Origin of the sequence: Phenylobacterium sp. VNQ135, assembly GCF_049445735.1 — a bacterium.
GTDB lineage: Bacteria > Pseudomonadota > Alphaproteobacteria > Caulobacterales > Caulobacteraceae > Phenylobacterium.
In genome coordinates, this window is the sequence record NZ_JBMSDS010000001.1 from 348,339 (window position 1) to 375,078 (window position 26,740).

At 69.2% G+C, this 26,740-nt stretch carries 29 protein-coding genes; 9 read left to right on the forward strand and 20 right to left on the reverse strand.

Annotation, left to right across the window (positions count from 1 at the left end):
* Positions 1-78 precede the first annotated feature (78 nt).
* Genes ACO2Q0_RS01710 through ACO2Q0_RS01720 form a run of 3 tightly spaced genes read right to left on the reverse strand, consistent with a single transcriptional unit; the run spans position 79 to position 4,068 of the window.
* Positions 79-486, reverse strand: coding sequence for a MerR family transcriptional regulator (locus ACO2Q0_RS01710; RefSeq protein WP_423349746.1), 408 nt, complete (start codon positions 484-486; stop codon positions 79-81).
* Between the two features lie 14 nt (positions 487-500).
* Positions 501-1,679 carry an acyl-CoA dehydrogenase family protein gene (locus ACO2Q0_RS01715; RefSeq protein WP_423349747.1) on the reverse strand — a complete coding sequence of 393 codons (1,179 nt, stop codon included), beginning with the start codon at positions 1,677-1,679 and terminating at the stop codon, positions 501-503.
* Between the two features lie 7 nt (positions 1,680-1,686).
* A complete protein-coding gene (locus tag ACO2Q0_RS01720; protein ID WP_423349748.1) occupies positions 1,687-4,068 on the reverse strand; it encodes a TonB-dependent receptor in 2,382 nt (793 codons plus the stop codon).
* 157 nt (positions 4,069-4,225) lie between these two features.
* Here ACO2Q0_RS01720 and ACO2Q0_RS01725 point away from each other — a divergent pair, with 157 nt between their 5' ends.
* Both ACO2Q0_RS01725 and ACO2Q0_RS01730 read left to right on the forward strand, forming a co-directional pair.
* On the forward strand, positions 4,226-4,966 hold the full coding sequence (locus tag ACO2Q0_RS01725; RefSeq protein WP_423349749.1) for a helix-turn-helix transcriptional regulator: 741 nt from the start codon (positions 4,226-4,228) through the stop codon (positions 4,964-4,966).
* Between the two features lie 242 nt (positions 4,967-5,208).
* Positions 5,209-7,662 (forward strand): TonB-dependent receptor, encoded by a 2,454-nt coding sequence (locus ACO2Q0_RS01730; RefSeq protein WP_423349750.1) that lies wholly within the window; start codon positions 5,209-5,211, stop codon positions 7,660-7,662.
* 64 nt (positions 7,663-7,726) lie between these two features.
* Here the strand turns inward: ACO2Q0_RS01730 and fghA are convergent, their stop codons facing one another.
* The 5 genes from fghA to ACO2Q0_RS01755 all read right to left on the reverse strand — a co-directional run bounded on the left by fghA (position 7,727) and on the right by ACO2Q0_RS01755 (position 11,601).
* On the reverse strand, positions 7,727-8,557 hold the full coding sequence (gene fghA, locus ACO2Q0_RS01735) for an S-formylglutathione hydrolase (protein ID WP_423349751.1): 831 nt from the start codon (positions 8,555-8,557) through the stop codon (positions 7,727-7,729).
* Positions 8,557-9,666 (reverse strand): S-(hydroxymethyl)glutathione dehydrogenase/class III alcohol dehydrogenase, encoded by a 1,110-nt coding sequence (locus tag ACO2Q0_RS01740; protein ID WP_423349752.1) that lies wholly within the window; start codon positions 9,664-9,666, stop codon positions 8,557-8,559. The genes fghA and ACO2Q0_RS01740 overlap by 1 nt, the downstream gene beginning before the upstream one ends.
* Before the next feature lie 67 nt (positions 9,667-9,733).
* On the reverse strand, positions 9,734-10,669 hold the full coding sequence (locus tag ACO2Q0_RS01745; RefSeq protein ID WP_423349753.1) for a hypothetical protein: 936 nt from the start codon (positions 10,667-10,669) through the stop codon (positions 9,734-9,736).
* Between the two features lie 63 nt (positions 10,670-10,732).
* Positions 10,733-11,257, reverse strand: a complete 525-nt coding sequence (locus ACO2Q0_RS01750) for a YdcF family protein (RefSeq protein ID WP_423349754.1) — start codon at positions 11,255-11,257, stop codon at positions 10,733-10,735.
* A gap of 32 nt (positions 11,258-11,289) precedes the next feature.
* Positions 11,290-11,601, reverse strand: a complete 312-nt coding sequence (locus tag ACO2Q0_RS01755) for a hypothetical protein (RefSeq protein ID WP_423349755.1) — start codon at positions 11,599-11,601, stop codon at positions 11,290-11,292.
* Positions 11,602-11,856: 255 nt separating this feature from the next.
* Between ACO2Q0_RS01755 and ACO2Q0_RS01760 the strand changes: the two genes are divergently transcribed.
* From ACO2Q0_RS01760 to ACO2Q0_RS01780, 5 genes are read left to right on the forward strand one after another with little or no spacing between them, the layout of a single operon-like run.
* Positions 11,857-12,981: an MlaE family ABC transporter permease gene (locus ACO2Q0_RS01760; RefSeq protein ID WP_423349756.1), complete on the forward strand. Its 1,125-nt coding sequence runs from the start codon at positions 11,857-11,859 to the stop codon at positions 12,979-12,981.
* A complete protein-coding gene (locus ACO2Q0_RS01765) occupies positions 12,978-13,814 on the forward strand; it encodes an ABC transporter ATP-binding protein (RefSeq protein WP_423349757.1) in 837 nt (278 codons plus the stop codon). Before ACO2Q0_RS01760 ends, ACO2Q0_RS01765 begins: the two co-directional genes overlap by 4 nt.
* Positions 13,814-14,785: an MlaD family protein gene (locus tag ACO2Q0_RS01770; protein WP_423349758.1), complete on the forward strand. Its 972-nt coding sequence runs from the start codon at positions 13,814-13,816 to the stop codon at positions 14,783-14,785. The genes ACO2Q0_RS01765 and ACO2Q0_RS01770 overlap by 1 nt, the downstream gene beginning before the upstream one ends.
* Before the next feature lie 5 nt (positions 14,786-14,790).
* Positions 14,791-15,408 carry an ABC-type transport auxiliary lipoprotein family protein gene (locus ACO2Q0_RS01775; RefSeq protein WP_423349759.1) on the forward strand — a complete coding sequence of 206 codons (618 nt, stop codon included), beginning with the start codon at positions 14,791-14,793 and terminating at the stop codon, positions 15,406-15,408.
* Complete coding sequence (locus ACO2Q0_RS01780; protein ID WP_423349760.1) at positions 15,408-16,520, forward strand: patatin-like phospholipase family protein; 1,113 nt, start codon at positions 15,408-15,410, stop codon at positions 16,518-16,520. The genes ACO2Q0_RS01775 and ACO2Q0_RS01780 overlap by 1 nt, the downstream gene beginning before the upstream one ends.
* On the opposite strand, the gene folD is transcribed toward ACO2Q0_RS01780, so the two are convergent.
* The 4 genes from folD to ACO2Q0_RS01800 form a co-directional block, all read right to left on the reverse strand.
* Positions 16,517-17,410 (reverse strand): bifunctional methylenetetrahydrofolate dehydrogenase/methenyltetrahydrofolate cyclohydrolase FolD, encoded by an 894-nt coding sequence (gene folD / locus ACO2Q0_RS01785; RefSeq protein WP_423349761.1) that lies wholly within the window; start codon positions 17,408-17,410, stop codon positions 16,517-16,519. The genes ACO2Q0_RS01780 and folD overlap by 4 nt on opposite strands.
* 17 nt (positions 17,411-17,427) lie before the next feature.
* Positions 17,428-17,886: an NUDIX domain-containing protein gene (locus ACO2Q0_RS01790; protein WP_423349762.1), complete on the reverse strand. Its 459-nt coding sequence runs from the start codon at positions 17,884-17,886 to the stop codon at positions 17,428-17,430.
* Positions 17,886-18,893, reverse strand: coding sequence for a S1/P1 Nuclease (locus tag ACO2Q0_RS01795; RefSeq protein ID WP_423349763.1), 1,008 nt, complete (start codon positions 18,891-18,893; stop codon positions 17,886-17,888). Before ACO2Q0_RS01795 ends, ACO2Q0_RS01790 begins: the two co-directional genes overlap by 1 nt.
* Before the next feature lie 66 nt (positions 18,894-18,959).
* Positions 18,960-19,541, reverse strand: a complete 582-nt coding sequence (locus ACO2Q0_RS01800) for a glutathione S-transferase family protein (protein WP_423349764.1) — start codon at positions 19,539-19,541, stop codon at positions 18,960-18,962.
* Positions 19,542-19,729: 188 nt separating this feature from the next.
* Here ACO2Q0_RS01800 and ACO2Q0_RS01805 point away from each other — a divergent pair, with 188 nt between their 5' ends.
* Positions 19,730-20,209 carry a 3D domain-containing protein gene (locus tag ACO2Q0_RS01805; protein ID WP_423349765.1) on the forward strand — a complete coding sequence of 160 codons (480 nt, stop codon included), beginning with the start codon at positions 19,730-19,732 and terminating at the stop codon, positions 20,207-20,209.
* Here the strand turns inward: ACO2Q0_RS01805 and ACO2Q0_RS01810 are convergent.
* Positions 20,206-20,646: a hypothetical protein gene (locus ACO2Q0_RS01810; protein WP_423349766.1), complete on the reverse strand. Its 441-nt coding sequence runs from the start codon at positions 20,644-20,646 to the stop codon at positions 20,206-20,208. The genes ACO2Q0_RS01805 and ACO2Q0_RS01810 overlap by 4 nt on opposite strands.
* Positions 20,643-21,194, reverse strand: coding sequence for a hypothetical protein (locus ACO2Q0_RS01815; protein WP_423349767.1), 552 nt, complete (start codon positions 21,192-21,194; stop codon positions 20,643-20,645). The genes ACO2Q0_RS01810 and ACO2Q0_RS01815 overlap by 4 nt, the downstream gene beginning before the upstream one ends.
* 95 nt (positions 21,195-21,289) lie before the next feature.
* On the opposite strand from ACO2Q0_RS01815, the gene ACO2Q0_RS01820 reads away from it, so the two are divergent.
* Positions 21,290-21,775, forward strand: coding sequence for an AAA family ATPase (locus ACO2Q0_RS01820; RefSeq protein ID WP_423349768.1), 486 nt, complete (start codon positions 21,290-21,292; stop codon positions 21,773-21,775).
* Here ACO2Q0_RS01820 and ACO2Q0_RS01825 read toward each other — a convergent pair.
* From ACO2Q0_RS01825 to cobA, 6 genes are read right to left on the reverse strand one after another with little or no spacing between them, the layout of a single operon-like run.
* Positions 21,772-22,590, reverse strand: a complete 819-nt coding sequence (locus tag ACO2Q0_RS01825; protein WP_423349769.1) for a ferredoxin--NADP reductase — start codon at positions 22,588-22,590, stop codon at positions 21,772-21,774. The two genes, ACO2Q0_RS01820 and ACO2Q0_RS01825, sit on opposite strands and share 4 nt — an antisense overlap.
* 22 nt (positions 22,591-22,612) lie before the next feature.
* A complete protein-coding gene (locus tag ACO2Q0_RS01830; RefSeq protein WP_423349770.1) occupies positions 22,613-23,356 on the reverse strand; it encodes a phosphoadenylyl-sulfate reductase in 744 nt (247 codons plus the stop codon).
* Entirely contained in the window at positions 23,353-23,853 is a 501-nt protein-coding gene (locus ACO2Q0_RS01835) for a DUF934 domain-containing protein (protein ID WP_423349771.1), read from the reverse strand. The genes ACO2Q0_RS01830 and ACO2Q0_RS01835 overlap by 4 nt, the downstream gene beginning before the upstream one ends.
* Complete coding sequence (locus ACO2Q0_RS01840) at positions 23,837-25,492, reverse strand: nitrite/sulfite reductase (protein WP_423349772.1); 1,656 nt, start codon at positions 25,490-25,492, stop codon at positions 23,837-23,839. The genes ACO2Q0_RS01835 and ACO2Q0_RS01840 overlap by 17 nt, the downstream gene beginning before the upstream one ends.
* A gap of 4 nt (positions 25,493-25,496) precedes the next feature.
* Positions 25,497-25,856 (reverse strand): DUF2849 domain-containing protein, encoded by a 360-nt coding sequence (locus ACO2Q0_RS01845; protein WP_423349773.1) that lies wholly within the window; start codon positions 25,854-25,856, stop codon positions 25,497-25,499.
* The gene (cobA, locus tag ACO2Q0_RS01850; RefSeq protein ID WP_423349774.1) at positions 25,853-26,686 is read right to left on the reverse strand and encodes a uroporphyrinogen-III C-methyltransferase; all 834 of its coding nucleotides are present in this window, start codon (positions 26,684-26,686) and stop codon (positions 25,853-25,855) included. The genes ACO2Q0_RS01845 and cobA overlap by 4 nt, the downstream gene beginning before the upstream one ends.
* Positions 26,687-26,740 lie beyond the last annotated feature (54 nt).

A 26,740-nucleotide genomic window follows, 5' to 3' on the forward strand; every position in this document is an offset into this window, starting at 1 on the left:
CGGCGAAAGCACACGCCCGCGCGCGCCGCAAGGGCCAGTGCACGGGCGGTGGAGCCTTTCGCCGTCGGATCGCGCGGATCAGGCCGGCAGGTGACCCTCGGGGAAGTACTTCTGCTGCAGGCGCCCCGAGGCCTGCTTCAGCGCCTCGATCGCCTCGTCCACGGCGGCGCGCTGGGCCAGCAGCGCGTCGATCCGCCGCTTGAAGATGGCGAGGGCATGGGCGTTCTGGGCGGGCTCGCCGGCCTCCTCGTAGAGGTCGAGGATGTCACGGATCTCAGCTACCGAGAGGCCCACCTTGCGGCCGCGCATGATCAGCGCCAGCCGGGCGCGGTCCTTGTACGAATAGATGCGGGTCAGGTCGCGACGCGCCGGCGTCAGCAGCCCCTGCTCTTCGTAGAAGCGCAGCGCCCGCGGCGTCGCCCCGAATTCCTTGCAGAGCTGGGTGATCGAATACGTCCGATACGGACGGCGAAGGTTCAGCGTCACGGTCCTCTTCCTCCTCACAGGCCCAGCACGAGGCGGGCGATGATGTCCCTTTGGATCTCGTTGGAGCCGCCGTAGATCGAGGCGGCCCGATTGTTCAGGTACCTGGCCATTGCGGTCAGACTGTGGTCGGGGCCCACGGGCGCCACGTTGGAGCCGGGCTCGCGCGCCTGCGGCTGGTCCACGGCGGCGTAGGCGCCCGCGGCTTCGATGGCGAGGGTGTCGATGCGCTGCATGGCCTCGGTCCCCTGCGTCTTCAGCATCGACGAGGCGGGGCCCGGATTGCGGCCGCCGGCCAGCGCGCTCAGCACCCGCAGTTCCGAGACGTCGATGGCCTGCACGGCGATCTCCTGCTCGGCCACCTTGCGCCGGTAGTGCGGGTCCTCGAGGAAATCGCCCGCCGCGGCGCGCAGCCGCTCGAGCTGCACCTTCAGCGCCGGGGCCGAGCCCCCGCCCCGTTCGAACTCCAGCAGGTACTTGGCGACGGTCCAGCCCTGGTTCTCCTCCCCCAGCCGGCCGGACTTCGGAACCCGCACCTCGTCGAAGAAGACCTGGTTGACCTCATGCTCGCCGGCCAGCGTGATGATCGGCTCGACCTTGATCCCGGGCGTCTTCATGTCGAGCAGCAGGAAGGTGATGCCCTGCTGCGGCTTGCCCTCGGTGCTGGTCCGCACCAGGCAGAACATCCGGTTGGCGTGGTGGGCGTGGGTAGTCCAGATCTTGGACCCCGTGAGAACGTAGTCTTCTCCGTCACTTACCGCCCGAAGCTGAAGCGACGCGAGATCCGAGCCGGAGCCTGGCTCGGAGTAGCCCTGGCACCAGTAGTCTTCGCCGGACAGGATGCGCGGCAGGTGGTGCGCCTTCTGCGCCTGCGTGCCGTACCGCATGATGCAGGGCCCCACCATCCGCAGCCCCATGGGCGCCAGCGACGGCGCCGAGGCCTGCACGCACTCGGCGGCGAAGATGGCCCGCTGGGTCTCGCTCCAGCCTGGGCCGCCGTATTCCTTCGGCCACGAGGGCGCGACCCAGCCCCTGGCGTGCAGGATCCTCTGCCAGGCCAGGCTGTGGCGCGGCTCGACGAAGACGCTCGTCTGCCGCGCCCCGGCCGCCTTCAGCTCGGGCGTCAGGTTCGCCGCCAGGAAGGCGCGGACCTCGTCCCGAAAGGCGAGATCCGCCGGTGTCAGGTCGAGGTCCATCGAACGCCTACTGGAACTTCACCCGGAGCGTCGCGCCCACCGTCCGCGGCGCGCCCAGGAAGGCGGCGAAGGTGCCGGTCTGGAGCGGCTGGTCGACCACCACCTGGTAGTAGTTCACGTCGGTGAGGTTCTGCGCCCAGACTTCGAGCTGCCAGCGCTCGTCCTCGGGACCGATGCCCACCCGCCCGTTCCAGATCGTCATCGGCCGCTGCCGCTTCAGCGGGTCGAGGTTGGAGCCGGTGTTGTAGGCCGAGGTGTAGCGGCCCGAGAGGCTGGCCCGCAGCTTGAAGTCCTGGCCCAGCGGCTTCTCGTAGGCCGCCGACCACGAAGCCGACCACAGCGGGGCGTACGACAGCCGCGACGTCGGCAGGCGCGGTCCGATGCCGGGTCCTGGCACGAAGTTGCCGAACTGGGTGACCGCATAGGTGACGCCGCCCGTCACCGTCAGGCCTTCGAACGGCGTGCGATAGACGAGGTCGAGGTCGACGCCCTTGGACGTCACCTTCGGAACCGAAGCCACCACGAAGCTGATGCCCGTGTAGGTGTTGAGCTGGAAGTTCTTGAAGGTCTGGTCGAAGGCCGCCGCGTTCAGCAGCAGGGTGTTGCCCGCCAGGTTGCTCTTGAAGCCGGCCTCGTAGCTCTCGACCGTCTCGGCCGGGAAGCTGGTGTCCGGATTGATCTGGCCGGGGTTGAACCGCGCCCGGTCGAGGTTGAAGCCGCCGCTCTTGTGGCTGCTGGCGTAGGACACATAGGTCATCAGTTCCGGATTGAACCGGTAGCTGACCTTCACCGTGCCGCCGAGGCGGTCCTCGCTGCGCTTCTGGCGGGTGTCGACGTTGTTGAACGCGGGGTCGCCAGTGGGGGCGCAGATCGCCGCCCGGGCCGCCGCTGGGATCGGGCGGACGATGGCCGCGGCGCAGGCATTGCCCGGCGCCGTGTTCCGGTACTGCGAGAACACCTTCTTGGTGTCGTCGGTGTAGCGGAGGCCGAAGGTGACCTCGAGCGCGTCCGTGACGTGCCAGGTGTTGTTGGTGAAGAGCGCCCAGCCCTTGTTCGAATGATCGTACTGGTCGTACGAGCCGGCGCCCGGGATGAAGTTCTGGCCCGCCGGTATCCCGGTCAGCGCGGAGACCGCCGTCGGGTTCGTTCCGCTCGAGAGCAGCAGGCTGAAATAGGTCTCATAGGCCGTGCCGAAGAGCGTGTAGGCGCTCGAGTCGAGCTGCTCGTCCGAGTAGTAGCCGCCGACCATCCAGTCGAGCGGACCCGTCGTGCCGGCGAACCGCAGCTCTTGCGAGAAGGTCTCGAACTTCGAGAACGTGCGCCCGTCGTCGGGGCGGTACCAGATGTCGGCGCTCGAGAAGTCGATGTCGTTCGCCTGGAAGTTCTCCCAATCCCGCCAGGCGGTGATCGACGTCAGGGTGATGTCCTTGCTCAGGTCCCAGTCGACCTGCAGCGACACGCCCATATCCTCCAGGTCCTGGGCCACCTCGCGGTTGGCGAAGGCGAGCCGGCGGAAGGGATCGGCCGGGCGCAGGATGCCGGCGTCGCTGGCAAGGGCGTCGATGATCGCCGCCGTCGGGCCAGGCACGGTGGCCACGTCCAGGCAGCAATGCTCCTCGCGTTTGGTGTAGTCGGCCAGGAAGCGGAGCTGCAGGGCGTCGGACGGCAGCCAGAGGAGCTGGCCCCGCACCGTGGAGACGTCCTGGTCGTCGTTGTCCTTCTGGGTCGAGGGCCCGGCGCCGTTGCTGATGTCGTAGAAGCCGTCGCGCACCCGCCGCGCTGCGTAGATGCGGGCCGCAAGCGTGTCGGTGATCGGACCGGTGACCGAGGCCGCCGCAGCCAGATGGTCATAGTTGCCGGCGGTGAGTTCGCCCGTGGCGCTGAAGTCGAACTCCGGCGCCTTGGTGATGACGTTGATGACGCCGGCCGAGGTGTTCTTGCCGAAGACGGTGCCCTGCGGCCCCTTCAGCACCTCGATGCGCTCCAGCTCGCCGAGGTCGCCGAACGCCACGCCCGAGCGGGCGCGGTATACCCCGTCGATCACGGTGCCGACCGAGGATTCCAGGCCCGGGTTGTCGCCGATGGTGCCGACGCCGCGGATCCGGATCGACGTCTGGGCGCCGCCGGTGGACGAGGTCACGCTGAGGCCGGGCGTCAGGACCTGCAGGTCCTTGACGTCCCGGACGCCGGCGTCCTGCAGCTGCTGGCCCGACACGACGTTCACCACGATCGGCACGTCCTGCAGGTTCTGCTCGCGCTTCTGCGCCGTGACGACGATGCCCTCGATCACGGACCCCTGCCCGGCCTGGGCCTCCTGGGCCAGGACCGGACCCGCGGCGCATGCGCCAGCGATCACCAGGGCGGATGCGCCCCACTTGCATACGGTCATATTCCCTCCCGCGCCGCTCTGGAGGCGGCTGAACGGTCAGCCCGGCTTCACGCCGGGTCTGTCCCAGGAGAGCTTGCGGAGCGGCTCGGCAACGAACAAGCTATCGAAAGTGATAGGGTGGGAGCGTGCGGCCATGTTCTCCCGGCCAGGATCATCGGTGCGTCTGGAAGAAGCGGCGGCGCTCGCTCGCGAGATCGCCGCGGCCGGCCAGGCCATGGACCTCCCCTATGTCGCGGTCAGCGCCGACATCGGCAGCCCGACGCCGCCGGTCGGGCCCGACGGCCGGCCCTTCGCCGAGACCACGTTCCGCTGGATCAACGACCTCCGCTACTGGGAGGATCGCGGCTTTGCGCTGCGGGCGGCGTTCATCCATGCCTGCCGCGCCTGTTCCGAGCCGTTCTATTTCACCCGGGGCAAGATGTGGTCCTGGCGCGCGAACCCGGCGCTGGAGGCGGTGAGCGCCGAGGGCATCGAGACCTTCGGCGTCGAGGCCGCCCTTGTTGCGCCGGCCTATCTCCCGGGCGGCGTCATCGGCGCCGTCGTATGGGCCTCCCCCGACGCCGCGCTCGACGTGGCGTCCTTGTTCGAGAGGCGCGCCGCCGAGCTCCACGCGCTGGCCCTGCGTTTCGTTGCGACCTATGCCGACGCCGTGGGCGCGGTCGCCAAGCAAGCGCCGGCGCACCTGACACGCCGCGAGATCCAGTGCCTGAAATGGGCCGCGGCGGGAAAGACCGATACCGAGATCGGCAAGATCGTCGCCATCTCCACGCCCACCGTGCGCTTTCACATCGTCAACGCGTCGCGCAAGCTCGGCGTCGCGGGGCGATCCCAGGCGATCCACCGCGCGGCGACCCTGGGCTATATCGGCTCGGCCGACCTGCCGACCCTGCGCCCGTGAACGTCTCGGTTTTTGACTGACCCGCGTTTTCTGTTTCGGGGCAGAATTGTGGCTTTTCCCGTCGGCGCCGTGTTCGGGCGTTGCCGTGGGGCCACAACCCGGATTTGTGACGCCTTTTTGACGCCGCCGTCATTGCGAAGCGACGAGATGATCTCTCTACCCGCGCCTGAGCGAGCGCCCGCGACTCCCCCTGTCGGGTGCAGCTCGGGGAGAACTACAACCAAATGCGAATGAACTATCTGATGCGCAGCACCGCCCTCGCGGGCGTGATGGCTGCCGCCTTCGCCACGGCCGCGCAGGCGCAAGAGGAGACGTCCACGGGCCGCGAGATCGACGAGATCGTCGTGACCGCCCAGAAGCGCGAGCAAAGCCTGCAGGACGTGCCGATCGTGGTCACCTCGGTTAGCGGCGAGCTGCTGCGCGACGCCGGCGTCCGCGACATCCGCGAGCTCACCGTCCTGACGCCCGGCCTGACGGTTACTTCGACGTCGAACGAGACCATCGTCACCGCCCGTGTGCGCGGCGTCGGCACCGTGGGCGACAACCCCGGCCTGGAATCCTCGGTCGGCATCGTCATCGACGGCGTCTACCGGCCGCGCAACGGCGTGTCCTTCGGCGACCTCGGCGAAGTCACCCGCATCGAAGTGCTGAAGGGTCCGCAGGGCACCCTGTTCGGCAAGAACACCTCGGCGGGCGTCATCAACATCATCACCGCCGGCCCGACCGAAGACGTCCAGGCGCAGTCGGAAGTCACCGTCGGCGACTACGAGCAGTTCGGCTTCTCGAGCTCGCTGTCCGGCCCGATCACCGATGGCGTCACCGGCCGCATCTTCGCCGCCGCCCGTTCGCGCAACGGTTACCAGGACATCATCACCGGTCCGGGTCCGCGCGGTCAGCACGACGACAACAACCAGAACTTCTACACCGTCCGCGGCCAGCTCCAGTTCGAGCCGACCGAGGACATCAGCTTCCGTGTCATCGCCGACTACACCAAGCGGAACGAAGACTGCTGCGTCGGCACCCAGCTGTTCGTCGGCGGCGCTGCGAACAGCCGCGCCCGCTTCATCGAAGCCGTGCGTCCGGGTTCGCTCGACCTGACGTCCACGCCGTTCGACCGCCTGGGCTACGCCAACCGCCCGACCGACCAGCGCGTCGAGGACCGCGGCGTCTCGGGTGAGCTGAACTGGCGCCTGACGCCGGATATCACCCTGACCTCCATCACCGCCTGGCGGAAGTGGAACGCCGAGACGGGCCAGGACAGCGACTTCACCGCCGCCGACCTTGTCTATCGCCCGAACGACGGCTCCAATCGGGTCGGCTTCAAGCAGTTCTCCCAGGAAGTCCGCCTCGCCGGCCAGGCTGTGGACAACCGCCTGAACTGGCTCGTCGGCGGGTTCTACGCCGAGGAAGACCTCGATAGCCGCGCGGTGCTGAACTACGGCTCGGACTACTATGCCTACTTCGCCGGCCGCGTGCTCGGCGGCGTTCCGGCCCTGATCGGCCTGACGCCGGGCACGATCTTCCAGCAAGGCAATGGTTCGGACGACCGCTACGCCCAGGACGGCAAGAGCTATGCGTTGTTCACGAACAACTCGTTCGCGTTCACCGACCAGCTCGAGCTGACCGTCGGCCTGCGCTACCTGAAGGACAAGAAGACCCTCGTCACCGACTACACGACGACGGGCGCGGCCTGCGACCAGGGTGAAGCGCGCTTCGGCGCCCTCGCCGGCCTCCTGGGCCAGGCGACCGCCACGACCATCGTCGGCGGCCTCTGCCTGAACTCGCAGAACAACGACTTCGACGACCTGGGCGTGACCACGCAGAAGCGCACGGAAGAGGAAGTCACCGGCACGGCCAAGCTGGCCTACCGCTGGAACGACGACCTCATGACGTACGCCTCGTACTCGCGCGGCTACAAGTCGGGCGGGTTCAACCTCGACCGCGAGCAGGCGATCGCGGTGACCGCGGCCGGGCCGAACTTCACGGCCGACCCGGACACCAGCTTCCGCGGCGAGTCGGTCGACAGCTATGAGCTGGGCGCCAAGACCTCCTGGCTGAACAATTCGCTGCTGCTGAACGCGGCGCTGTTCTACCAGAAGTTCGAGGACTTCCAGCTGAACACCTTCGTGGGCACGGCCTTCGTGGTCGAGACCCTGCCGAAGGTGACCTCGCGCGGCGTCGACATCGACTTCATCTACCTGCCGCCGGTTGACGGCCTGACCTTCCAGGGCGGCGTCACCTACGCCGAGACGGAGATCGGGGAATTCACCGCCGCCGACCTGCTCAACCCGACGCGTTTCAACAGCCTGCGTCGCCTGCCCGGCGCCCAGCTGTCGTTCGCGCCGCGCTGGTCGGCCTCGCTGGCCGGCTCGTACGAGCGTGACGTGTTCTCGGGCCTGAAGTTCCGCGCGAACCTCTCGGGCAAGTTCACCTCGCGCTACAACACCGGCTCCGATCTGCACCCGGTGAAGGAGCAGGACTCGATGGTGCTGGTGAACGGCCGCGTGGGCCTCGGCGCCGCGGACGAGAGCTGGACCGTCGAACTCTGGGCCAACAACCTGTTCGACAAGAACTACATCCAGGTCGGCTTCAACGGCCCGTACCAGGTGGACGAGAACAACGACGCCATCAGCGTCTACAACGCGTTCCTCGGCGCCCCGCGCACCGTCGGCGCGACGCTGCGGTTCAAGTACTAAGGAGAGGCCTGCTCCGGCAGGTTCGGGCGGCCCGGAGCGATCCGGGCCGCTTTTCTTTTGGCCTCTAGCCCAGCCGTTCGGCGTGCCAGGCCAGGTGGTCGGCCATGAAGCTCGAGACGAAATAGTAGCTGTGGTCGTAGCCGGGCTGCATCCGCAGGGTCAGCGGCACGCCGGCCTTTTCGCAGGCCGCGGCCAGCAGTTCGGGCTTGAGCTGTTCAGCGAGGAAGTTGTCGGCTCCGCCCTGGTCCACCAGGAGCTCGGACAGGCGCGCGCCGTCCTCGAGCAGAGCGGTGGCGTCGTACCGGCGCCAGGCCGCACGATCCTCGCCAAGGTAGCCGCCCAGCGCCTTCTCGCCCCACGGACAGCGCATCGGCGAGCTGATCGGCGCGAAGGCCGAGACGCTCTTCCAACGGCCAGGGTTCTTCAGCGCCAGCGTCAGCGCGCCATGACCGCCCATGGAGTGGCCGGTGATGCCCTGCCGCGCCATGTCGACGGGGAACTCCGCCCCGACCAGCGCCGGCAGCTCCGAGACGATGTAGCTCTCCATGCGGAAGTGCTGCGCCCAGGGGCTTTGCGTCGCATCCACATAGAAGCCCGCGCCCTGGCCGAAGTCGTAGGCGGGATCGTCTGGCACGCCTTCGCCCCTCGGACTCGTGTCGGGCGCCACGAAGATCAGGCCGAGCTCAGCGCAGGCGCGCTGGTACTGGCCCTTCTCCGTGACATTGGCGTGGGTGCAGGTGAGCCCCGAGAGATACCAGACCACAGGCCGCGGCCCGCGCTCCGCCTGCGGCGGGACGAACACGCTGAAGACCATCGGCGTGCCGGTCTCCCGGCTTTGGTGGCGATAGACGCCCTGGACGCCGCCGAAGCTCTTCGCCTGGGAAACGAGCTCCATCAGTAGACGATCACGCTGCGGATGCTCTCGCCGGCGTGCATCAGGTCGAAGGCCTCGTTGATGCGCTCCAGCGGCAGCTTGTGGGTGATCATCGGGTCGATCTCGATCTTCCCGTCCATGTACCAGTCGACGATCTTGGGCGTGTCGGTGCGCCCGCGCGCGCCGCCGAAGGCGGTGCCCTTCCAGACCCGGCCGGTGACGAGCTGGAACGGCCGGGTGGCGATCTCCTTCCCGGCCTCGGCGACGCCGATGATGATGCTCTCGCCCCAGCCGCGGTGGCAGGCCTCCAGCGCCTGGCGCATGACCGTCGTGTTGCCGGTGGCGTCAAAGGTGTAGTCCGCGCCGCCGTCGGTGAGCGCGACGAGATGGGCCACCAGGTCGCCCGAGATGTCCTTCGGATTGACGAAGTGGGTCATGCCGAACCGGCGACCCCACTCTTCGCGGTCGGGGTTGATGTCGACGCCGACGATCATGCCCGCGCCCACCATCTTCAAGCCCTGGATCACGTTCAGGCCGATGCCGCCCAGGCCGAAGACGATGCAGTTGGCGCCCGCCTCCACGTCGGCGGTATTGACCACCGCCCCCACGCCCGTCGTCACACCGCAGCCGACGTAGCAGGCGGTCTCGAACGGGGCGTCCTTGCGGATCTTGGCCACGGCGATCTCGGGCAGGACCGTGTGGTTCGAGAAGGTCGAGCAGCCCATGTAGTGGAAGATCGGCTGGCCCTTGTACGAGAACCGGCTGGTGCCGTCGGGCATCAGGCCCTTGCCCTGGGTGCCGCGGATCGCCGTGCACAGGTTCGTCTTGCGGGAAAGGCAGCTTTTGCACTGCCGGCATTCCGGCGTGTACAGCGGGATCACGTGATCGCCCGGCTGCACGCTGGTGACGCCGGGCCCGACTTCCAGCACCACACCCGCGCCCTCGTGGCCCAGGATCGACGGGAAGATGCCCTCGGAATCGAAGCCGTCGAGCGTGTAGGCGTCGGTGTGGCAGACGCCGGTGGCCTTGATCTCCACCAGCACCTCGCCGGCGCGCGGACCCTCCAGGTCCACCTCGACGATCTCCAACGGCTGCTTCGCCGCGAATGCCACCGCCGCGCGCGTCTTCATGGGCCTCTCCGAGGTCTTGGGATTCCGGGCGCGTTCTAGCACGCCCGCCCCGCAGGCCTAGGCCAGACTAGTAGTCACGCCGCTTCTCCATCGGTGCGTCAGGATCGGGCTGCGGCGGAGGCGTGTAAGGCTTCAACGCCGGCGCCGGCGTGGGCAGCGTCACCGGACCGGGCGCAGCGGGTGGCGCGGTGGCAGGAAGGTCCAGCACCGGCGGTGGCGCGGCCTCGGCCGCGGGCTGGGCGGACGCGGCTGTCGTCCGAGCGGGCGCGGCTCGGCTCGGCGCCGCGGCGATCCGGCGCTCGACGGGGCGCGGCGTGACGGTCGCAGCGGCGGGCGCCTGGGCGACAGGCGTCGCCAGGTCCGCAGGCGCGCTGGCGATGGTCGGCGTCTCGACAGCCGGCGAGAGCGCCGTCGACGGCGCGGGCGTCTCGGGGCCGCGGCTCAGCACAACGACCAGGGCCGCAAGGCCGGCGGCGGCGACGCCGCCGGCGGCCGCGATCGGCAGCCACGGCACGCCGCCTGTCCGGGCTCGCGCGCGCACCCCCGCCTTCGCGAACGGCGCGGGTTCGGGGCGAGGCTCGGGCCTCGTCGCCGCCGGCGCTGTCGCGACGGGTGCAGGCTGCGGAGCGGGCGCGGGCTGCGGCGCCGCCTGCGGGCGCGGCGGCGGCTGCGGGCGCGGCGGCGGCTGGGCCGGCCGGGGCATGGCCGGTTCCGGAATGGCCGACTGCGGCGGCATGCGAGGCTGGGCGCGCGCCGGCGTGGGCGTGATCGGGCGCGTGAACGCCGGGGTCGGCCCGGCCGGCCGGGTGAAGACCGGCGTGATGGTCTGCGGACGCGCCTCGGCCTGAGGCTCCGGAGCCGGAGCGGCCGGCGGCTGGGGCGCTGGCTGCGCGGCCGGCGGCGGCTCGGCCTTCGGCAGCGGCCCCACGCGGAACGGCGCCTGTGGCATTTTCGGCCAGGCGCTGTTGCGGGCGTACGGATTGGGGGCGTCAGGGTCGGACATCAGGTCGTCTTCGGTCTCAGATCGGAAGCTTGCGCCCACCTCTTCGCGCCGAGTTGGACAGCACTATGACGCCGGACCTGTCTCGGCTGACAGGGCGCGGCGACGGGCGATCACGATGGCCAGATCATAGGGGATCGCAAGGCTTTCGCGCAGCGTCATCCGCAGCCAATGGCGAAAGCTCGCCCCGCCACGCCCGGGCAGGCGCGGCCCGGCCGCGCTGTCGATGCCGAACACCGCCAGCATCAGGCGGATACGCGGGACATGATAGGCGTCGCTGCAAACCACCACTCGGCTCGCCTGGAGCCGTCGGCTCCAGTGGGTCGCCGCAACCACGCTCTGCAACGTATCCAGGCTCTCGTCGTCGACGATCAGGCGGTCGGGCGCAACGCCTGCGGAGGTCAGCTGCTCGACCATGACCGAGGCTTCCGAAGGGCCGAACCGCCCTCGCCCGCCCGAGCACAGCACCCGCGCCTGCGGATGGGCGGCGGCGGCCTCGGCTCCATAGCCGATCCGACGCAGCAACGAGGGCGAAGGCCCCTGCGGCAGAACGGCCGCTCCGAAGATGACGATGAGCGGTGGAGCGGTCATGCCGCCAGCATGGCCGCCGATCGCGTCTGCGGCTACTGGTTCAGCGGCGGGTGGTACTGCTCGATCAGGTCCTCGCGCTCGGCCTCTCGGATCGCGCGCGTGACGTTCAGGCGGGTCAGGATCTTCGCGTCCGCGTAGGTCTCGCGCGCCTTGTCGAGCGTGGTGCGCCAGTTCTGGCTGGCCAGGTTGTCGGTCTCGCCCGCATAGACCACGTGCGGTCCTTCGGGCGTCACCTGGGCGATGACGTAGTTGGCGCCCGCTGGCGGCAGGAAACGATCCTCGTCGATCGAGGTGTAACGGTAGCGGGCGCCGGACTTGCCGGCGAGCTCGATCTGGCGGGTCAAACCTACTCTCCACTCTCTCGTCGCCCCGCGAAGTCCGCGGCCTGAATCGCGAAATGCGGGGCGCATCCCCCTCGTCTCGTCCGAATTCGTCCAAATGTGGGCTCAGCTTGACCGTAGAAAGGCGGACAGGTGGCTGTGGCGAGGCGGAACAACCTTCGCCATATGGACGTTCGCCCCTTCCGACGGCTCTGTTAGGGTGCTGACTTTCGAGGAGACCAGACTCGGACGGCGCGCTGCGCCCTCCCGGCACACCCCATGGAGAGACCCGCCGAGTTCAGCCTTCGACCCGCGACGGATCGTCCCACGGTGGCGCTCACCGGCGACTGGACGGCCCGCATGCTGGGCGGCGCAGGAGCCGGTCTGGCCGAGACGCTGGACGGCCTGAACAATTTCATCGTCGACCTCACCCACGTTCGGCGGATGGACACCGCCGGCGCCTACGCCATCGTCCGCGCCGCCGGCCGCGAGTTCGATCTCGCCAAGGTGGAGGCCAGACCCGAGACGCTGCGCCTGCTGGAAGTCGTCGCCGACGCGGTGAAGGTCGAGCCCGAGAAGCGGCGCGACCGCGCCGCGGACCGTCTCACGGTCCGCGTGGGCAAGGGCGTGGTGGCGTTCGGCAAGGAGTTCCTCGACACCATGGGCTTCCTGGGCCACCTGCTGGTGGTTCTGGCGCTCAGCGTCGTGTGGCTGTTCACCCAGCCGCGTCGCATCCGCTGGCCGGCGCTCGTCTCGACCATGGAGCGAGCGGGCCTCGACGCGATCCCGGTCGTCGCCGTCACCACGTTCTTCATCGGCGCGGTCGTGGCCTTCATCGGCGCCAGCATGCTCCGCCAGTTCGGCGCCGAGGTGTTCGCGGTCGAGCTGATCGGCATCTCGATGATGCGCGAGTTCAACATCGTCATCACCGCCGTACTGCTGGCCGGCCGGTCCGCCTCGGCGTTCGCCGCCGAGATCGGCTCGATGAAGATGAACCAGGAGATCGACGCCATGCGCGTCATGGGCGTCGACCCGTTCGAGGCGCTGGTGCTGCCGCGCTTCGTCGCCCTGGTGCTGACGATCCCGCTGCTGACCTTCATCGCCACCCTGTCCGGCCTGCTCGGCGGCATCATCGTGGTCTGGTCGACGCTGGACCTCGGCCCCGCCTTCGTCCTGCAACGCATCGTCGACGCCGTCGGGCCGACGCATTTCTGGCTGGCGCTGATCAAGGCGCCGTTCATGGCCGGCATCATCGCCGGCATCGGCTGCCGCCAGGGGATGGAAGTGGGCGGCGACGTGGAATCGCTCGGCCGCCGCGTCACCGCCGCCGTGGTGCACGCCATCTTCGCGATCATCGTCATCGATGCGGCCTTCGCGCTGATCTACATGGAGCTCGACGTATGAGCGGGCCCATGGACCAGCGGGCGGAAGCCGACATCCCCGACGACGAACTGCTCGATGGCGACGGTCCGGCCGTCGAGGTGCGCGGTCTGCGTTCCCAGTTCGGCGAGCACGTCGTGCACGACAACCTCGATCTCACCGTCAAGCGAGGCGAGATCCTCGGCGTGGTCGGCGGATCCGGTTCGGGCAAGTCGGTGCTGCTCAACACCATCATCGGCCTGAAGGAGCCCGAGGCCGGCGACGTGAAAGTGCTGGGCGCCGACCTCGCCCGCGCCTCCAAGCGCCGCTGGTCGGCGCTGGAGCGGAGCTGGGGCGTCCTTTTCCAGGGCGGCGCGCTCTTTTCGAACCTCACGGTGAGGGAGAACGTGGCGGCGCCGATGCACGAGCACACCGACCTCTCGCGGCAGGAGATCGACGAGTTGGCGGCCCTCAAGATCGCCCTCGTCGGCCTGCGGCCTGACGCCGGCGCGCTGAAGCCGGCGGAACTGTCGGGCGGCATGCGCAAGCGCGTGGGCCTCGCCCGGGCGCTGGCGCTCGACCCCGAACTCCTGTTCCTGGACGAGCCGACCGCTGGCCTGGACCCGATCGGCGCCGCGGCCTTCGATGCGCTCATCAAGGACCTGTCCGAAAGCCTGGACCTGACCGTCTTCATGATCACCCACGACCTCGACACGCTGTACGAGATCACCGACCGCGTGGCCGTGCTCGCCGACAAGCACGTGGTGGCCACCGCCCCGGTGGCCGAACTCGAAAAGGCGGATCATCCCTGGATCCGCGAGTATTTCCTGGGACCCCGCGGCCGCGCCGCGGCCGGCGCCCGCGCGACGGAGGCCTGATGGAACGGAACGCCAATTACGCGCTCGTGGGCCTGTCCACCCTCATCCTGGTGGCGGCGCTGGCGATCTTCGTCGTCTGGCTCGCGCGCTTCCAGTTCGCCCAGCAGAACGACACCTACGACGTTCTCTTCCAGGGGCCGGTCCGCGGTCTCTCCGAAGGCGGCGAGGTCCAGTTCAACGGCATCAAGGTGGGCGAGGTCACCAAGATCGCGCTGGATCGCACCAACCCCAGCCGCGTGATCGCCCGGGTGCGCGTGACGTCCGACGTGCCGATCCGCGTCGACAGCTACGCGACGCTGGAGCCCCAGGGCATCACCGGCGTGAACTACATCCAGATCACCTCCGGCACGCCCTCGCGCCCTCTGCTCAAGGACGAGGCGCGCAAGAAGTGCGAACAGGACGGCATCGGCATCGGCCGCGAGTGCATCCCCGTCCTGCGCAGCCAGCGCAGCACCCTGTCCGACCTGCTGGAAGGCGGCGGCACCGTGCTGACGCGCACGATCGAGGCCCTGGACCGCGTGAACCGTGTCCTGTCCGACCAGAACATCAAGACGTTCTCGGCCTCGCTGTCCGATGTCCAGGCCGTCACTGCAGAGCTGCGGGAGCGCAAGGCCATCATCGCCGACGCCCAGCGCGCGCTGCAGCGGGTCGACGAAGCCACCGCCGAGATCACCCTGCTCGCCCGATCCAGCCGCGAACTGGTCGACACCGATGGCCGCCGCACCGCCAAGAACCTCGCCGACGCCGCCGAGGAAGCGCGGGCCGCCGCCGCCGACGTGCGCGGCATGGTCGCCCGCCTGCAGGGCCCGACCACGGATTTCGCCACCAACGGCCTGCCGCAGATCACCTCGTCGGTCAGCCAGCTTCAGGAGACGGCGGAATCGCTGGAGCGGCTGCTCAACGACCTGCAGCAGAACGGCATCGCCGGGTCGGTGTCCCGCAAGTCCGAGGAAGTGAAGGTGCCCCAATGACGAGAATGCGCCATCTCGCCCCCATCGGCGTCCTCGCCGCCTGCACCCTGGCGCTCGGCGGCTGCGCGCTGCTTGGCGGCGGCAAGCCCGCGAACCTCTATCGCTTCGGCCAGTCGACGGTCGGCGATCCGGCGCCGGCGTCGGCGCAGAGCGTCGGGGTCTTCCGGGCGGCGGGCCCGTTCCAGCGGGAGTCCGCGGGCGACCGCATCCTCACCGTCACCGGCGGCAAGGCGGCCTACATCGCCGAGACGCGCTGGGTCGCGCCGGCTTCCACGCTGTTCAACCAAGCGGCGACCGCGGCCTTCGACGCCGACACCGGGCCGGTGCGCCTGGTCTCGCGCGGCGAGCCGGGCCAGGCGTCCTATGTGCTGCGCCTGGAGGTCCGCAACTTCGAGACCCGGTACGACCAAGGCCCGAAGGCGGCTCCGGTCGTCGTCGTGCGCGTGCGCGCCACGCTCAGCCCCCGGCAGGCGCAGGAAGTCCGCGAGCAGATGTTCGAGTCCCAGGTCCGGGCCGACGGCAACCGCGTCTCGGGCATCGTCGCCGCCTACGACCAGGCGGTCACGGAGGTGCTGGGCGCTGTCGTGACCTGGACCAACGCCGAGGCGAAGCCGACGGCCTGATGAGCAAGCCGCCCATCGCGCCGCGCAAGCCCTTCTGGCCAAAGCGCCGCGCCCCGCCGCCGCCGCCAGGCGCGCGCGCCGAGCCGATCGGCTTCCGTGACGTGCGCCTGTCGCTGCTGGACGACCTCGAAGCGACAGCCTTCTTCTTCCAGGAGGCGGCCGGCGGAAGCCATGCCCGCCGCGATCCCGTCAAGGTTCTGGCCCTCTCCGGCGGCGGCGCCGGCGGAGCGTTCGGCGCCGGTGCGCTGGTGGGCCTGAGCCGCGCGGGCGCCCGTCCAACATTCGACCTCGTCACCGGGGTCAGCACCGGGGCCCTGATCGCTCCGTTCGCGCTGCTCGGGTCCGCCTGGGACGAGAGGCTGCAGGACGCCTACACCGGCGGCTATGCCGCCGAGCTGCTGGGCCTCATGGCCGTTCGCCCTGGCGTCAGCCTCTATCCGGCCGAGCGGCTGGAGGCCCTGGTCGGCCGCTACGTTGACGCCGAGATGATCGAGGCGGTCGCCGCAGCGCATCGCGCCGGCCGGCGCCTGTTCGTGGCGACGGCGAACCTCGACGCCCAGACCACAAGCATCTGGGACATGGGCGGGATCGCCGCCCGCGGAGGGCCCGAGGCTCTGCGCCTCTTCGCGGACATCCTCATTGCATCGGCGAGCGTGCCGGGCGTGTTCCCGCCCAAGCTGCTCCGCGTCGAAGCGGACGGGACGAGCTACGACGAGCTGCACGTTGACGGCGGCGCGATCAGCCCGCTGTTCGTGGTGCCCGAGCCGCTGATCCTGCGCCGCGCGCGCGAACACGCGTCCGGCGGGGCGGAGGTCTACGTGCTGGTCAACACTACCCTGGAGCCTACGCCCAGGCCCACGCCGCTGGGCGCGGTGCCGGTGCTGGTCCGCAGCTTCGAGCTGATGCTGCGTTCGTCCTACCGCAGCGCCGTGCGCTCGGTGGCGGCGTTCTGTCAGCTGAACGACTTCCCGCTGCACAGCGCCAGCATTCCGGCGGACGGAGACGGCGCGAACATGCTGCGCTTCGACCGCGAGGCCATGACCCGCCTCTTCCTTCACGGCGCGGAGATCGCCGAGTCCGGCCGGCTCTGGCGTCGATCGCAGCCGCTCTAGCTCTCGATGCCGGCGATCCGGCGCGCGGCGGTCACGGTGTTCTGCAGCAGGCAGGCCACGGTCATCAGCCCGACGCCGCCGGGCACCGGGGTGATGGCGCCCGCCACCTGGAGCGCCTCCTTGTACGCCACGTCGCCCACCAGCTTCGTCTTGCCCTGAGCCGCCTTCTCCGGGTCGTCGAACGGGACGCGGTTGATGCCCACGTCGATCACGGTCGCGCCCGGCTTGATCCAGTCGCCGCGGATCATTCGCGGTCGGCCCACGGCGGCCACCAGGATGTCGGCCTCTCGGCAGACGTCGGGCAGGTCCTTCGTGCGCGAGTGGGCGATCGTGACGGTGCAGTCCGCCGCCAGCAGCAGCTGAGCGATCGGCTTGCCCACCAGCAGCGAGCGGCCGACGACGACGGCGCGCTTGCCGGTCAGGTCGCCCAGGGTCTCGCGCAGCATGATCATACAGCCCAGCGGCGTACAGGGGACCAGCGCCGGCAGGCCGCTGGCCAGGCGCCCGGCGTTCACCACGTGCAGGCCGTCGACATCCTTGTCCGGGCTGATGGCGGCGATCACCGCCTTCTCGTCCAGATGCCTGGGCAGCGGCAGTTGCACCAGGATGCCGTGGATCAGCGGATCGGCGTTCAGTTCCGCCACCAGCCGGATCAGCTCCTCCTGGCGGGTGTCCTCGGGCAGCCGGTGGGTCACCGAGTGCATGCCCACCGCCAGGCTGTGCTCGCCCTTGGACCGCACATAGACCTGGCTCGCCGGATCCTCGCCCACCAGCACGACGGCGAGGCCGGGCTGCAGCTTGTAGTCGGCGCGCAGCCGCGCCACCTCGTCCGCCACCTGCGCCCGCAGGCGCTCGGCCACGACCTTGCCGTCGATGATGTTCGCCGTCATGGCGCGCTGCTATCCCGTCAGCCGCGCCGGCGCAATCTCAGCCATGCCGCCACCGCCCAGGCGTGGGCCTCGTGGCGCAGCGTCTCCACGGCCTCCAGCGGCTCGAGCCACACCAGGGTGTGGTCGTCCTCCACCTTCAGAGCGGCGTCCTGGCCCTCCACCGACAGCACGAAGAACGTCGCTCGGTTATCGAAGGCCTCGTCGTCCGTATTGACGAAGAACTGGTCCGCCCGGGCATAGGCCTCGCGCACGGCCACCTTCAGCCCCGTCTCCTCGCCGAATTCGCGGACGACCGCCTGCTCCGGCCCCTCGCCCGGGTCGATCGCCCCGCCCGGCAGGTCCAGCCAGGCGGCGTGGCCGGGCTTCTGGACCCGTACGGCGGCGATCTTGCCCTGGCGCTCCGCGATGCCGAACGCCGCCGGACGGTCACGGTAGTCGCGCCCCGGCTGCGTCTGACCGAACTGGGGAACGGCCATCAGTCCACCGAGTAAAGCGAGGGATACGGGTCGACCTTGCCGGACAGCACGTCCTGAACCGCCACCGGCCGCCAGCCGATGCTCCGCGTGGCGCTGGCGTTCCAGGCCTCGACGATCAGGTCCCGCAGCTCGGAGGCGCCGACCGCCATGCGTTCGGTGGCGAACGCGGGGCCGCGCGGATCGCCCTGGGCGAGGCCGCCGGCCTTCTCAAGTTCGTAGAGCGGCACGACCTGCCTGTTGGTGGCCAGCAGGTAGTCGACCGCCCGCTGCTCGATCGCACAGCCGCAAGAGCGGAACGGCGTCATCTTCGCCGCCACCGTCTTCGGATCGGCGGTCGCCCGCACCATGGCGCTCTCGAACGGCGAATGGATGCGCGCCGTCGTGAAGCCCTGCGGGTTCGGGTAGTCGCCCCAGCCGTTGAAGTGCGTGGACGTATGCAGCGGCTGCGCGCCGTCGCCGACGAAGTGCGACAGGTCGCCGATCGTGGCCAGGATCAGCGCCTCGCGGCGCAGCCGGTCGGCCTTGAACCAGGCGCGGTTCTTCTTCCACCTCGGGTTCTTCTCGGCCGCGCTCAGCACGCGCCAGTAGGCGAAGTCGCTGGAGAGCTGCTGCCATCGGTCGACGATCGCGAAGTGCAGGTAGCCGGCTTTGGCCGTGTCCAGCTTGTGCGCCGCCAGCTGGGTCTCGTACTCGGCTCGTGTCGCCGGCATCGGCAGGAAGGCCGGGCCGCCCAGGACCGTGCCGTCGTCGTGGATGTCGACGAAGTGCGCGGCGTCGCGATCACTGTCGTGGATCTTGCCCGCACCCTTGGAGCGGTCAGGCTCCCGCGACAGCTCGCCGATCGCCTCGATGGCCGTCTTGGACTGTAGGAACCCGGGCAGCTCGGACGGCAGCGCCTGGGCCGCCGCCCGGCCCACGACCCGGTGGCCCGTGCCGCCCCAAGCAAGCGCGGCGTTTGGGCTGATGGCGACAGCGGCGGCGAGCGCCAGCGGGACGAGACGTTTCATGCGCTTCGTTTGCGGGCTCGCAAGCGCGAACGCAAGCGGGTCACGCAACCTTCACCAGGGCGCCGTTCAGGCGATCTTGAAGGCCTGCTCCACCCTGGCGATCCACGCCTGCACCCGCGGGTAGTCGGCGAGGCGGAAGCCGCCATCCTCCGCCATGCGCGTGTAGGCGACGAGTGAGATGTCGGCGAGCGTCGGCCGGCCTCCCACGAGGAACGGCGTGGTCGCCAGGCCGTCCTCCAGCCGCTGCAGCGCCGCCTTGCCGCGCTCGACGATCCGCGGCTCCAGCTCCGAGACCAGCTTGCCCTGGTAGCGCACCTGGAAGCGGGCGACGGCGACATAGGGCTCGTGGCTGTACTGTTCCCAGAACAGCCACTCCAGCATCTTGGCCCGGTCGTACGGGTCCGTTGGGATCAGGTCCGAGCCCTCCGCCAGGTGGAGGATGACCGCATTCGACTGCGCCAGCGGACGTCGCTCGTCGAGGATCACGACGGGCACCTGACCGGCTGGATTGAGCGCCAGGAACTCCGGCGTGCGGCTCTCGCCCTTCATGATGTCGAGCTCGATCCAACGGTAGGGAATCCCCAGGTGATCCGCCGTCCAGCGGATCTTCAGGCAGTTTCCGGACTTCGAGTCGCCGTAGATTTCCATGTCGATCCCTCCCGCTGGCGAGCTGCGCTGTGGGCGGAATCCTGAAGGGGATCAAGCGATGCTGTCTCACCGCGGCCGTGAGGAAATCTAACAGGCGTGCGGCGAATGGGCGTCCCGGGGTTGCCCTGGGCGGCTTCAGCCGGTACGAGTCCGGTCAACCAGTTCAACGACGAAGGAGGACGCCGTCCATGCGACGCCGCCTCGCCGCCCTGGCAAGTCTTTCCCTCATCCTCACGGCAACCAACGCGCAAGCCGCGTCGAATGATCCCGTGGGCGACCTGATCGGTTCGGTGATGACCGGCAATCTGCCAGGCGCTCCGGTCTTCAACCTCAAGGCCACGCTCTACCATGCCGGCGCCAGGGGCGTGGGCGCCCTGGACAGCCTGGGCTGCAAGGTCGTCGCCATGCGCACCGTCGCGGTCGACAAGAACGTCATCCCCCGCCGCACGGTGCTGTTCATCAAGGAAACCGTCGGCGTGAAGATGCCGGACGGCAAGGTTCACGACGGCTACTGGTACGCCTCCGACGTGGGCGGCGCCATCAAGGGCGAGCGCATCGACCTCTACACGGGCCACGGCTCGGCCTCGATGAAGCCGGTGAAGAACCTCAGCCTCGCGAAGATCTCCGCGGTGAAGGTCGGGACGTTCAAGGGCTGCCCGCCGGCCTAGGCGCCGCCGGCCGGGCAGACCCGCGATGCGGGCTTCAACGGGAAGTCCGGGTGTATGCTGAACTGATATACCAACCTCTCGGGTCGTTCCGGCAGGATCTGGTGCACCGTCAGGTCCCGATCGAGCCGGAAGCCGAACGTGTTCAGCTTGTACTTCTGCTCGTAGGCGAGCGGCGGCACGTCGTATGTGACCTCACATCCGCCGATCTGAACCCGCAGGCTCCCGTCAGGATATGAGAGCGCCTTCACGTACCGGAAGGTCTCGCCGGCCCCAGGCTTGATCGAGACGATCTTCTCGACCCAGCCGCTTTCCCCTTCACGGCGAGACGCTCGAACGCGAAGCTCCATGCCGGAATTGTTGAGCACATATATCGCCGGCGAGGGCTGGCAGCCGGCCATCAGCAAAGCCAAGCCTGTGATCGCTATGCGTCGCTTCATCGCTTCCGCGGCCCCCACGGAGTCGGCGGGGTGCTGCGCGGGCCTTGCTCATTCCAGTTGTGGGCGCCGTGCCAATCGCGGTCTCTGAGGAGCCCGTTAAGCCCGCCGAGTAAGTTGGATGGCAGATAGAAAGGACCTAGTTGCTGCCCCTGCAGCGTGTGGCTGCGCTCATGCCCGAGATACGGCGCATCGTACGGGCTATAAGGGTCATCCTTGTACGTGATGGTGTTCCCGAGTGTTATCGCGCCCACGCCGCCCAGTGGATTGTTCACGAACTGCACCGCGTTGTTGCCGACCTGAATGCGCGGATCCGGCTGGTCGCCCGGGCGCAGCCGGTTCGCCTGCCCGGCCGCGTAGCCCGCCAAGCCATAGGCTAGGCCCAGCGCGGTGTTCGGGGACGACCACACCTTGCCGGCTATGTCTCGCATATCGAGCCGGCGGTCCTTCTTCTTGGGCGCCTTGGCGAGTTCGCCTTGCTCCCGCACCGACAAGGAGTACTCGTCGCGTCGTTCATCCAAACCCCGAACCGACCGTCGCTCGTCCGCCACCTCGCTCTCCCATCAGACCGTCGCCAGCAGGAAGCCTCGCATCGGAGTCTCCGAAAGTCAAGAACAAACTGGGAACATACATCGGCCTGTACGCGGTGACCGGCGCCCCCGGAGCCGGAAAGACCACCCTGCTCCGCCACCTCACCGGCCTCGGCCACAAGGTTGCTCCCGAGAGCGCCCGAGCGGTCATCCAAACGTGCGGCGGCCGGCCGGAGCCTGAACGCTTCTGCGAGTTGATCCTCCAACAGGACCTATCGACCTACGCCGCGGCGTCGGGCCTCACCTTCTTCGATCGGACCCTGGTGGACGCCTGGGCGACCTTCCGCGCCTACGGCCTTGCGCCCTCGCCGGCGGCCGATGACGCCGTCCGCGCGCATCGCTACGCGCCGCGGGCGTTCATCGCTCCGCCGTGGAAGGCGATCTACGTCCAGGACGCCGAGCGCGACCAGACCTGGCCCGAAGCCGTGCGCGCCTACGAAGCCTGCGCCGCGGCATACCTCGCGCAGGGCTACGAACTGGTGGAACTGCCGTTGGCGGACGTGGAGACCCGCGCCGCCTTCGTCCTCGATGCGACGGCCTAGGTCTCGACGAACGCCTTCTCGAGCACGAAGTCGCCCGGCTGGGCGATCGAGCCTTCCTCGAAGCCGCGGTCCAGCAACTGCTGCTTCAGGTCGGCCAGCACCGAGGGGCCGCCGCACAGCATCACCCGGTCCACCGCCGGGTCGAACGGCGGCGTGCCGAGGTCTTCGAACACCTTGCCGCTCGCGATCAGGTCGGTGATCCGGCCGCGGGTCTTGAAGTCCTCGCGGGTGACCGTCGGATAGTACTTCAGCTTCGAGCCGATCAGCTCGCCCAGGATCTCGTCGTTGGGCAGTTCATGCTCGAACAGGTCGCGGTAGTTCAGGTCGGCGACGTTGCGCACCGTGTGGGTGACGATCACCTCGTCGAAGCGCTCATAGACTTCCGGATCGCGCGCGAGCGACAGCCAGGGCGCGAGCCCGGTGCCGGTGCCCAGCATCCACAGACGCTTGCCGGGCTTCAGCCCGTCCAGCACCAGCGTGCCCGTCGGTTTGCGGCCGATCAGCACCTCGTCGCCAACCTGGATCTTCTGCAGGCGCGAGGTCAGCGGACCGTCCGGCACCTTGATCGAATAGAACTCCAGCTCCTCATGCCAGGACGGCGAGGCGATGGAATAGGCGCGCACCAGCGGCTTGCCGTCTTCCTTGGTCAGGCCGACCATCACGAACTGGCCGCTGGCGAAGCGGAAGCCCGGGTCGCGCGTCGTGCGGAACGAGAACAGGCTGTCGGTCCAGTGCTGGACCCAGGTCACCTTCTCCACGAAGAAGGCGCCGCTGGCCTTCTGGGCCGGCGCTGCGGCCACGGAAACGTCGTTCATCGGCTCTCTCTTCAGGCGTCGGCTAGATGTCGCCGCCCACATTGTTCGCGGCGCCCGGCGCGCGGACCAGATGTATGCCGCATTCGGTCTTGTCCAACCCTTTCCAGCGGCCGGCGCGGACGTCCTCGCCCTCCTCCACCGGCTGGGTGCAGGGCCAGCAGCCGATCGAGGGGAAGCCCTGGGCGACCAGAGGATGGGCCGGCAGCTCGTGCTCGGCGGCGTAGGCGTCGAGGTCTTCCTTGCCCCAGTTGGCCAGGGGATTGAACTTCACCTTGCCGTCGGCGTGCTCGACCACCGGCAGGTGCAGGCGGTCGCCGCCGTGGAAGCGCTTGCGGCCCGTCACCCAGGCGTCGAAGCCTTCGATCGCGCGATCCAGCGGCAGCACCTTGCGGACATGGCAGCAGGCGTCGGTGTCGCTCTGCCACAGCTTGTTCTGCGGATCGGCGGTGGCGAGGTCCTGGTAGGCCGGACGCAGGTCGCGCACGTCGGTCAGGCCCAGGCGCCTGGCGAGGTCGCGGCGGTAATCCAGGGTCTGGCCGAACAGCATGCCGGTATCGAGGAACAGCACCGGGATCGCCGGGTTCACCTGGGCGGCGATGTCCAGCAGCACGGCCGACTCGGCGCCGAACGACGAGACCAGGGCCAGCTTGTCGCCGAAGGTCTCATAGGCCGCTTCCACGATGGTCCGCGGATGCGCGCGGCGCAGTTCCGCATCCAGCCGCTGGACCAGCGTCTGTGAGGCGGGGGCATCGTAGGCAAGGCTCATGACCGGCGCTCCACGAAGGCGGGGATGCGCGTGTCGGCCGCACGCTGGTAGACATGGCGGTAGCGTCGGGCGGCGGCGTCCCACTCCTGGGAATTGGCGCCGTCGGCCGGTTCGAAGGCGTCGAACCCGCAGCGGACCATGAAGCCCGCCTGCTCGCGCAGCACGTCGCCCACGGCGCGCACCTCGCCCTTGAAGCCGAAGCGTTCGCGCAGCAGGCGCGCGTTCGTATAGGGCCGGCCGTCCCGGTACTTCGGGAATTCCAGCGCGACCACGGCGATCCGCGGCAGGTCGTAGGTCAGCGCCTCGACCTCCTCTTCGCTGGTCAGCCGCACGCCGACCTTGCGGCCCTCGTGGATCAGCCGGTCTCCGTCGGCCTGAAACCGCGTCAGCGAGATGATCACGTCGCCCGTCGCCAGCTCCTGATCGTCGGCCACATCGGTGAAGGCGTCCTCCACCGGCTCGGCCCGGCCTTCGCGCCACCTAATGAGCGTCGGCATAGACAGCCTCCTTGAAGGGCGCGACGCCCGTACGGCGGAAGGTGTCGAGGAACCGCTCGCCCTCGGCCCGCTCGCGCAGGTAGACGTCGACCAGCGTATCCACCGCATCGGCGACGCGGTCGTAAGGCAGGGCCGGCCCCAGGATCGCGCCCAGGGAGGCGTCCTCAGCCCCCGAGCCGCCCAGGGTCAGCTGGTAGAACTCCTCGCCCTTCTTATCGACGCCCAGGATGCCGATGTGGCCGACGTGATGGTGGCCGCAGGCGTTGATGCAGCCCGAGATCTTGATCTTCAGCTCGCCGATCAGCTCGGCGCGCTCCTCGTCGCGGAACTTCTCGGCGATGTTCTGGGCCACCGGGATCGCCCGGGCGTTGGCCAGGGCGCAGTAGTCCAGCCCCGGGCAAGCGATGATGTCGCTGACCAGGTTGATGTTCGGTGTCGCCAGCCCTGCGTCGCGCAGCGCCGCCCACACCGCCGGCACGTCGTCCAGCTTCACGTGCGGCAGCACCAGGTTCTGCTCGTGCGTCACCCGGATGTCGCCCTGCCCGTAGCGTTCGGCCAGGTCTGCGACCACGTCCATCTGGTCGGCGGTCGCGTCGCCGGGCGTGTCGCCGATGCCCTTCAGGCTGATCTCGACAATGCCGTAGCCCGGCTTCTTGTGCGGCTTCAGGTTGTTGCGAACGAAGCGGGCGAACGCGGCGTTGCCCGCCTTCTCCGCCTCCAGCGCCTCGGACTGCACAGGCAGGCTGTCGAAGCCGGTGGGCGCGAAGGCGCCGCGGATGCGGGCCAGTTCGGTATCGGGCAGGTCCGCGCCCTCGCCCATCTTCAGCCACTCGGCGTCCACCTGGCGGGTGAACTCCTCGACCCCCAGCGCGGCCACCAGGATCTTGATGCGGGCCTTGTAGATGTTGTCCCGGCGTCCGTGGCGGTTGTAGACGCGCAGGATCGCTTCCAGGTAGCTCATCAGCCGGTTGACCGGCAGGAACTCCCGGATGGTCGGGCCGATGTGCGGCGTGCGGCCCATGCCGCCGCCGACGATCACCTCGAAGCCCAGCGCGCCGTCGCGGGCCCGCTTCAGGACCAGGCCGATGTCGTGCACGCGCGCCGCCGTACGGTCCTTCGGCGCGGCGGTCACCGCGATCTTGAACTTCCGCGGCAGGAAGCTGAACTCCGGGTGGAAGGTCGACCACTGGCGGATCGCCTCGGCCCACACCCGCGGATCGTCCACTTCCTCGGCCGTCGCCCCGGCATACGGGTCGGCGGTGACGTTGCGGATGCAGTTCCCAGAGGTCTGGATGGCGTGCATGTCGACGCTGGCCAGGTGGTCCAGGATGTCCGGCGCGTCGCGCAGCTTGATCCAGTGGAACTGCAGGTTCGTGCGTGTGGTGAAGTGGCCGTAGCCGCGGTCGTAGGTGCGCGCGATCCAGGCCAGCTTGCGCATCTGGGTCGGGTTCAGCGAGCCGTACGGGATGGCGATCCGCAGCATGTAGGCGTGGAGCTGCAGATAAAGGCCGTTCATCAGCCGCAGCGGCTTGAACTGGTCCTCGGTGAGCTCGCCGGCCAGACGCCGGCCCACCTGGCTGCGGAACTCCGCGGCCCGGTCGGCGAGCATCTCCTTGTCGATGGTGTCGTAGCGGTACATGCGACTACTTCCGCTTGATCAGGTTCACACGGCCGGTGGACCGGGCCGCGCCGTGGGCGTGTTGCAGGGCCTCGATCACCGCCCCGCCCTCGGCCTGCTTGCCGTGAGCCAGGTGGTTCGTGGGCCCCAGCGCCCGGATCCGCTCGCGATAGGACAGCGGCGCCCAGATGCCCTCGGCCTCCACGAGGTCGATCAGATAGACGTCGACCGCCACGGTGGGCTGGTTCTTGCCGTGGGCCTCCGCCGCCGTCGCCGCCTCTTCGTCCGAGAACAGCTCGGCGTCAGCGAAGCGTTCGACCCACTGGCCGGACTTCCAGAACACCACTTCGCCATCGGTCAGGCGGTTTGCCGTCAGCGCCTTCATGACTGGGCCTCGCGGATGAGGGTTTCGACGACCTGTTCGCCTGAGGTCGCCAGGGCCATGGCTTCGCCCACGATGAGCAGCGCGGGACCGTTCAGGGCCGATGCGGCTTCGGCGAGACCGGCCAGCGTGGCGACCACGCGACGCTCGTCGGCGCGCGAGGCGTTCTCCACGATCAGCGCAGGCGTCGAGGCGGCGCGGCCGGCCGCCATCAGGCGCGCGGCGATCGCGGTCGCCTGCGACAGGCCCATGTAGATCACGACCGTCTGATTGGGCCGCGCGAGGCTCGCCCAGTCGAGGTCGGGCTCGGCGCCCTGCGAGGCGTGGCCGGTGACGAAGGTCACCGCCTGGGCCGAGCCGCGGTGGGTCAGCGGCGCTCCGGCCGAGGCGCCGGCCGCCAGCGCCGCCGTAATCCCCGGAACGATATGGCAGTCCACGCCCGCATCGCGGCAGGCTTCCAGCTCCTCGCCGCCACGGCCGAAGATGAAGGGGTCGCCACCCTTCAGCCGCACCACCGTCAGGCCTTCGAGCGCGAAGGCGACCAGCATGCGGTTGATCTCGTCCTGGCTGTAGGAGTGACGCGACTTGCGCTTGGCGACGCTGATGCGGCGCGCCTCGGGGGGCGCCAGCGCCAGGATCTCGTCCGACACCAGGCCGTCGTGCACCACCACCTGCGCGGTCTGCAGCGCCTTCAGCGCCTTGATCGTGAGCAGGTCAGGATCGCCGGGGCCTGCGCCCACCAGCCACACCTCGCCCACGCTTTTGCGCCGGGGGCCGCCGTCCAGAACGACCAGTCGGTGCGTCCGCCGCGTCTTGCCGTTCGCTGAGGCCATATTTTAGGTTCTCTAAAAGCGCTGTACTCTGGAATCAGGACGGGACGGACTTGC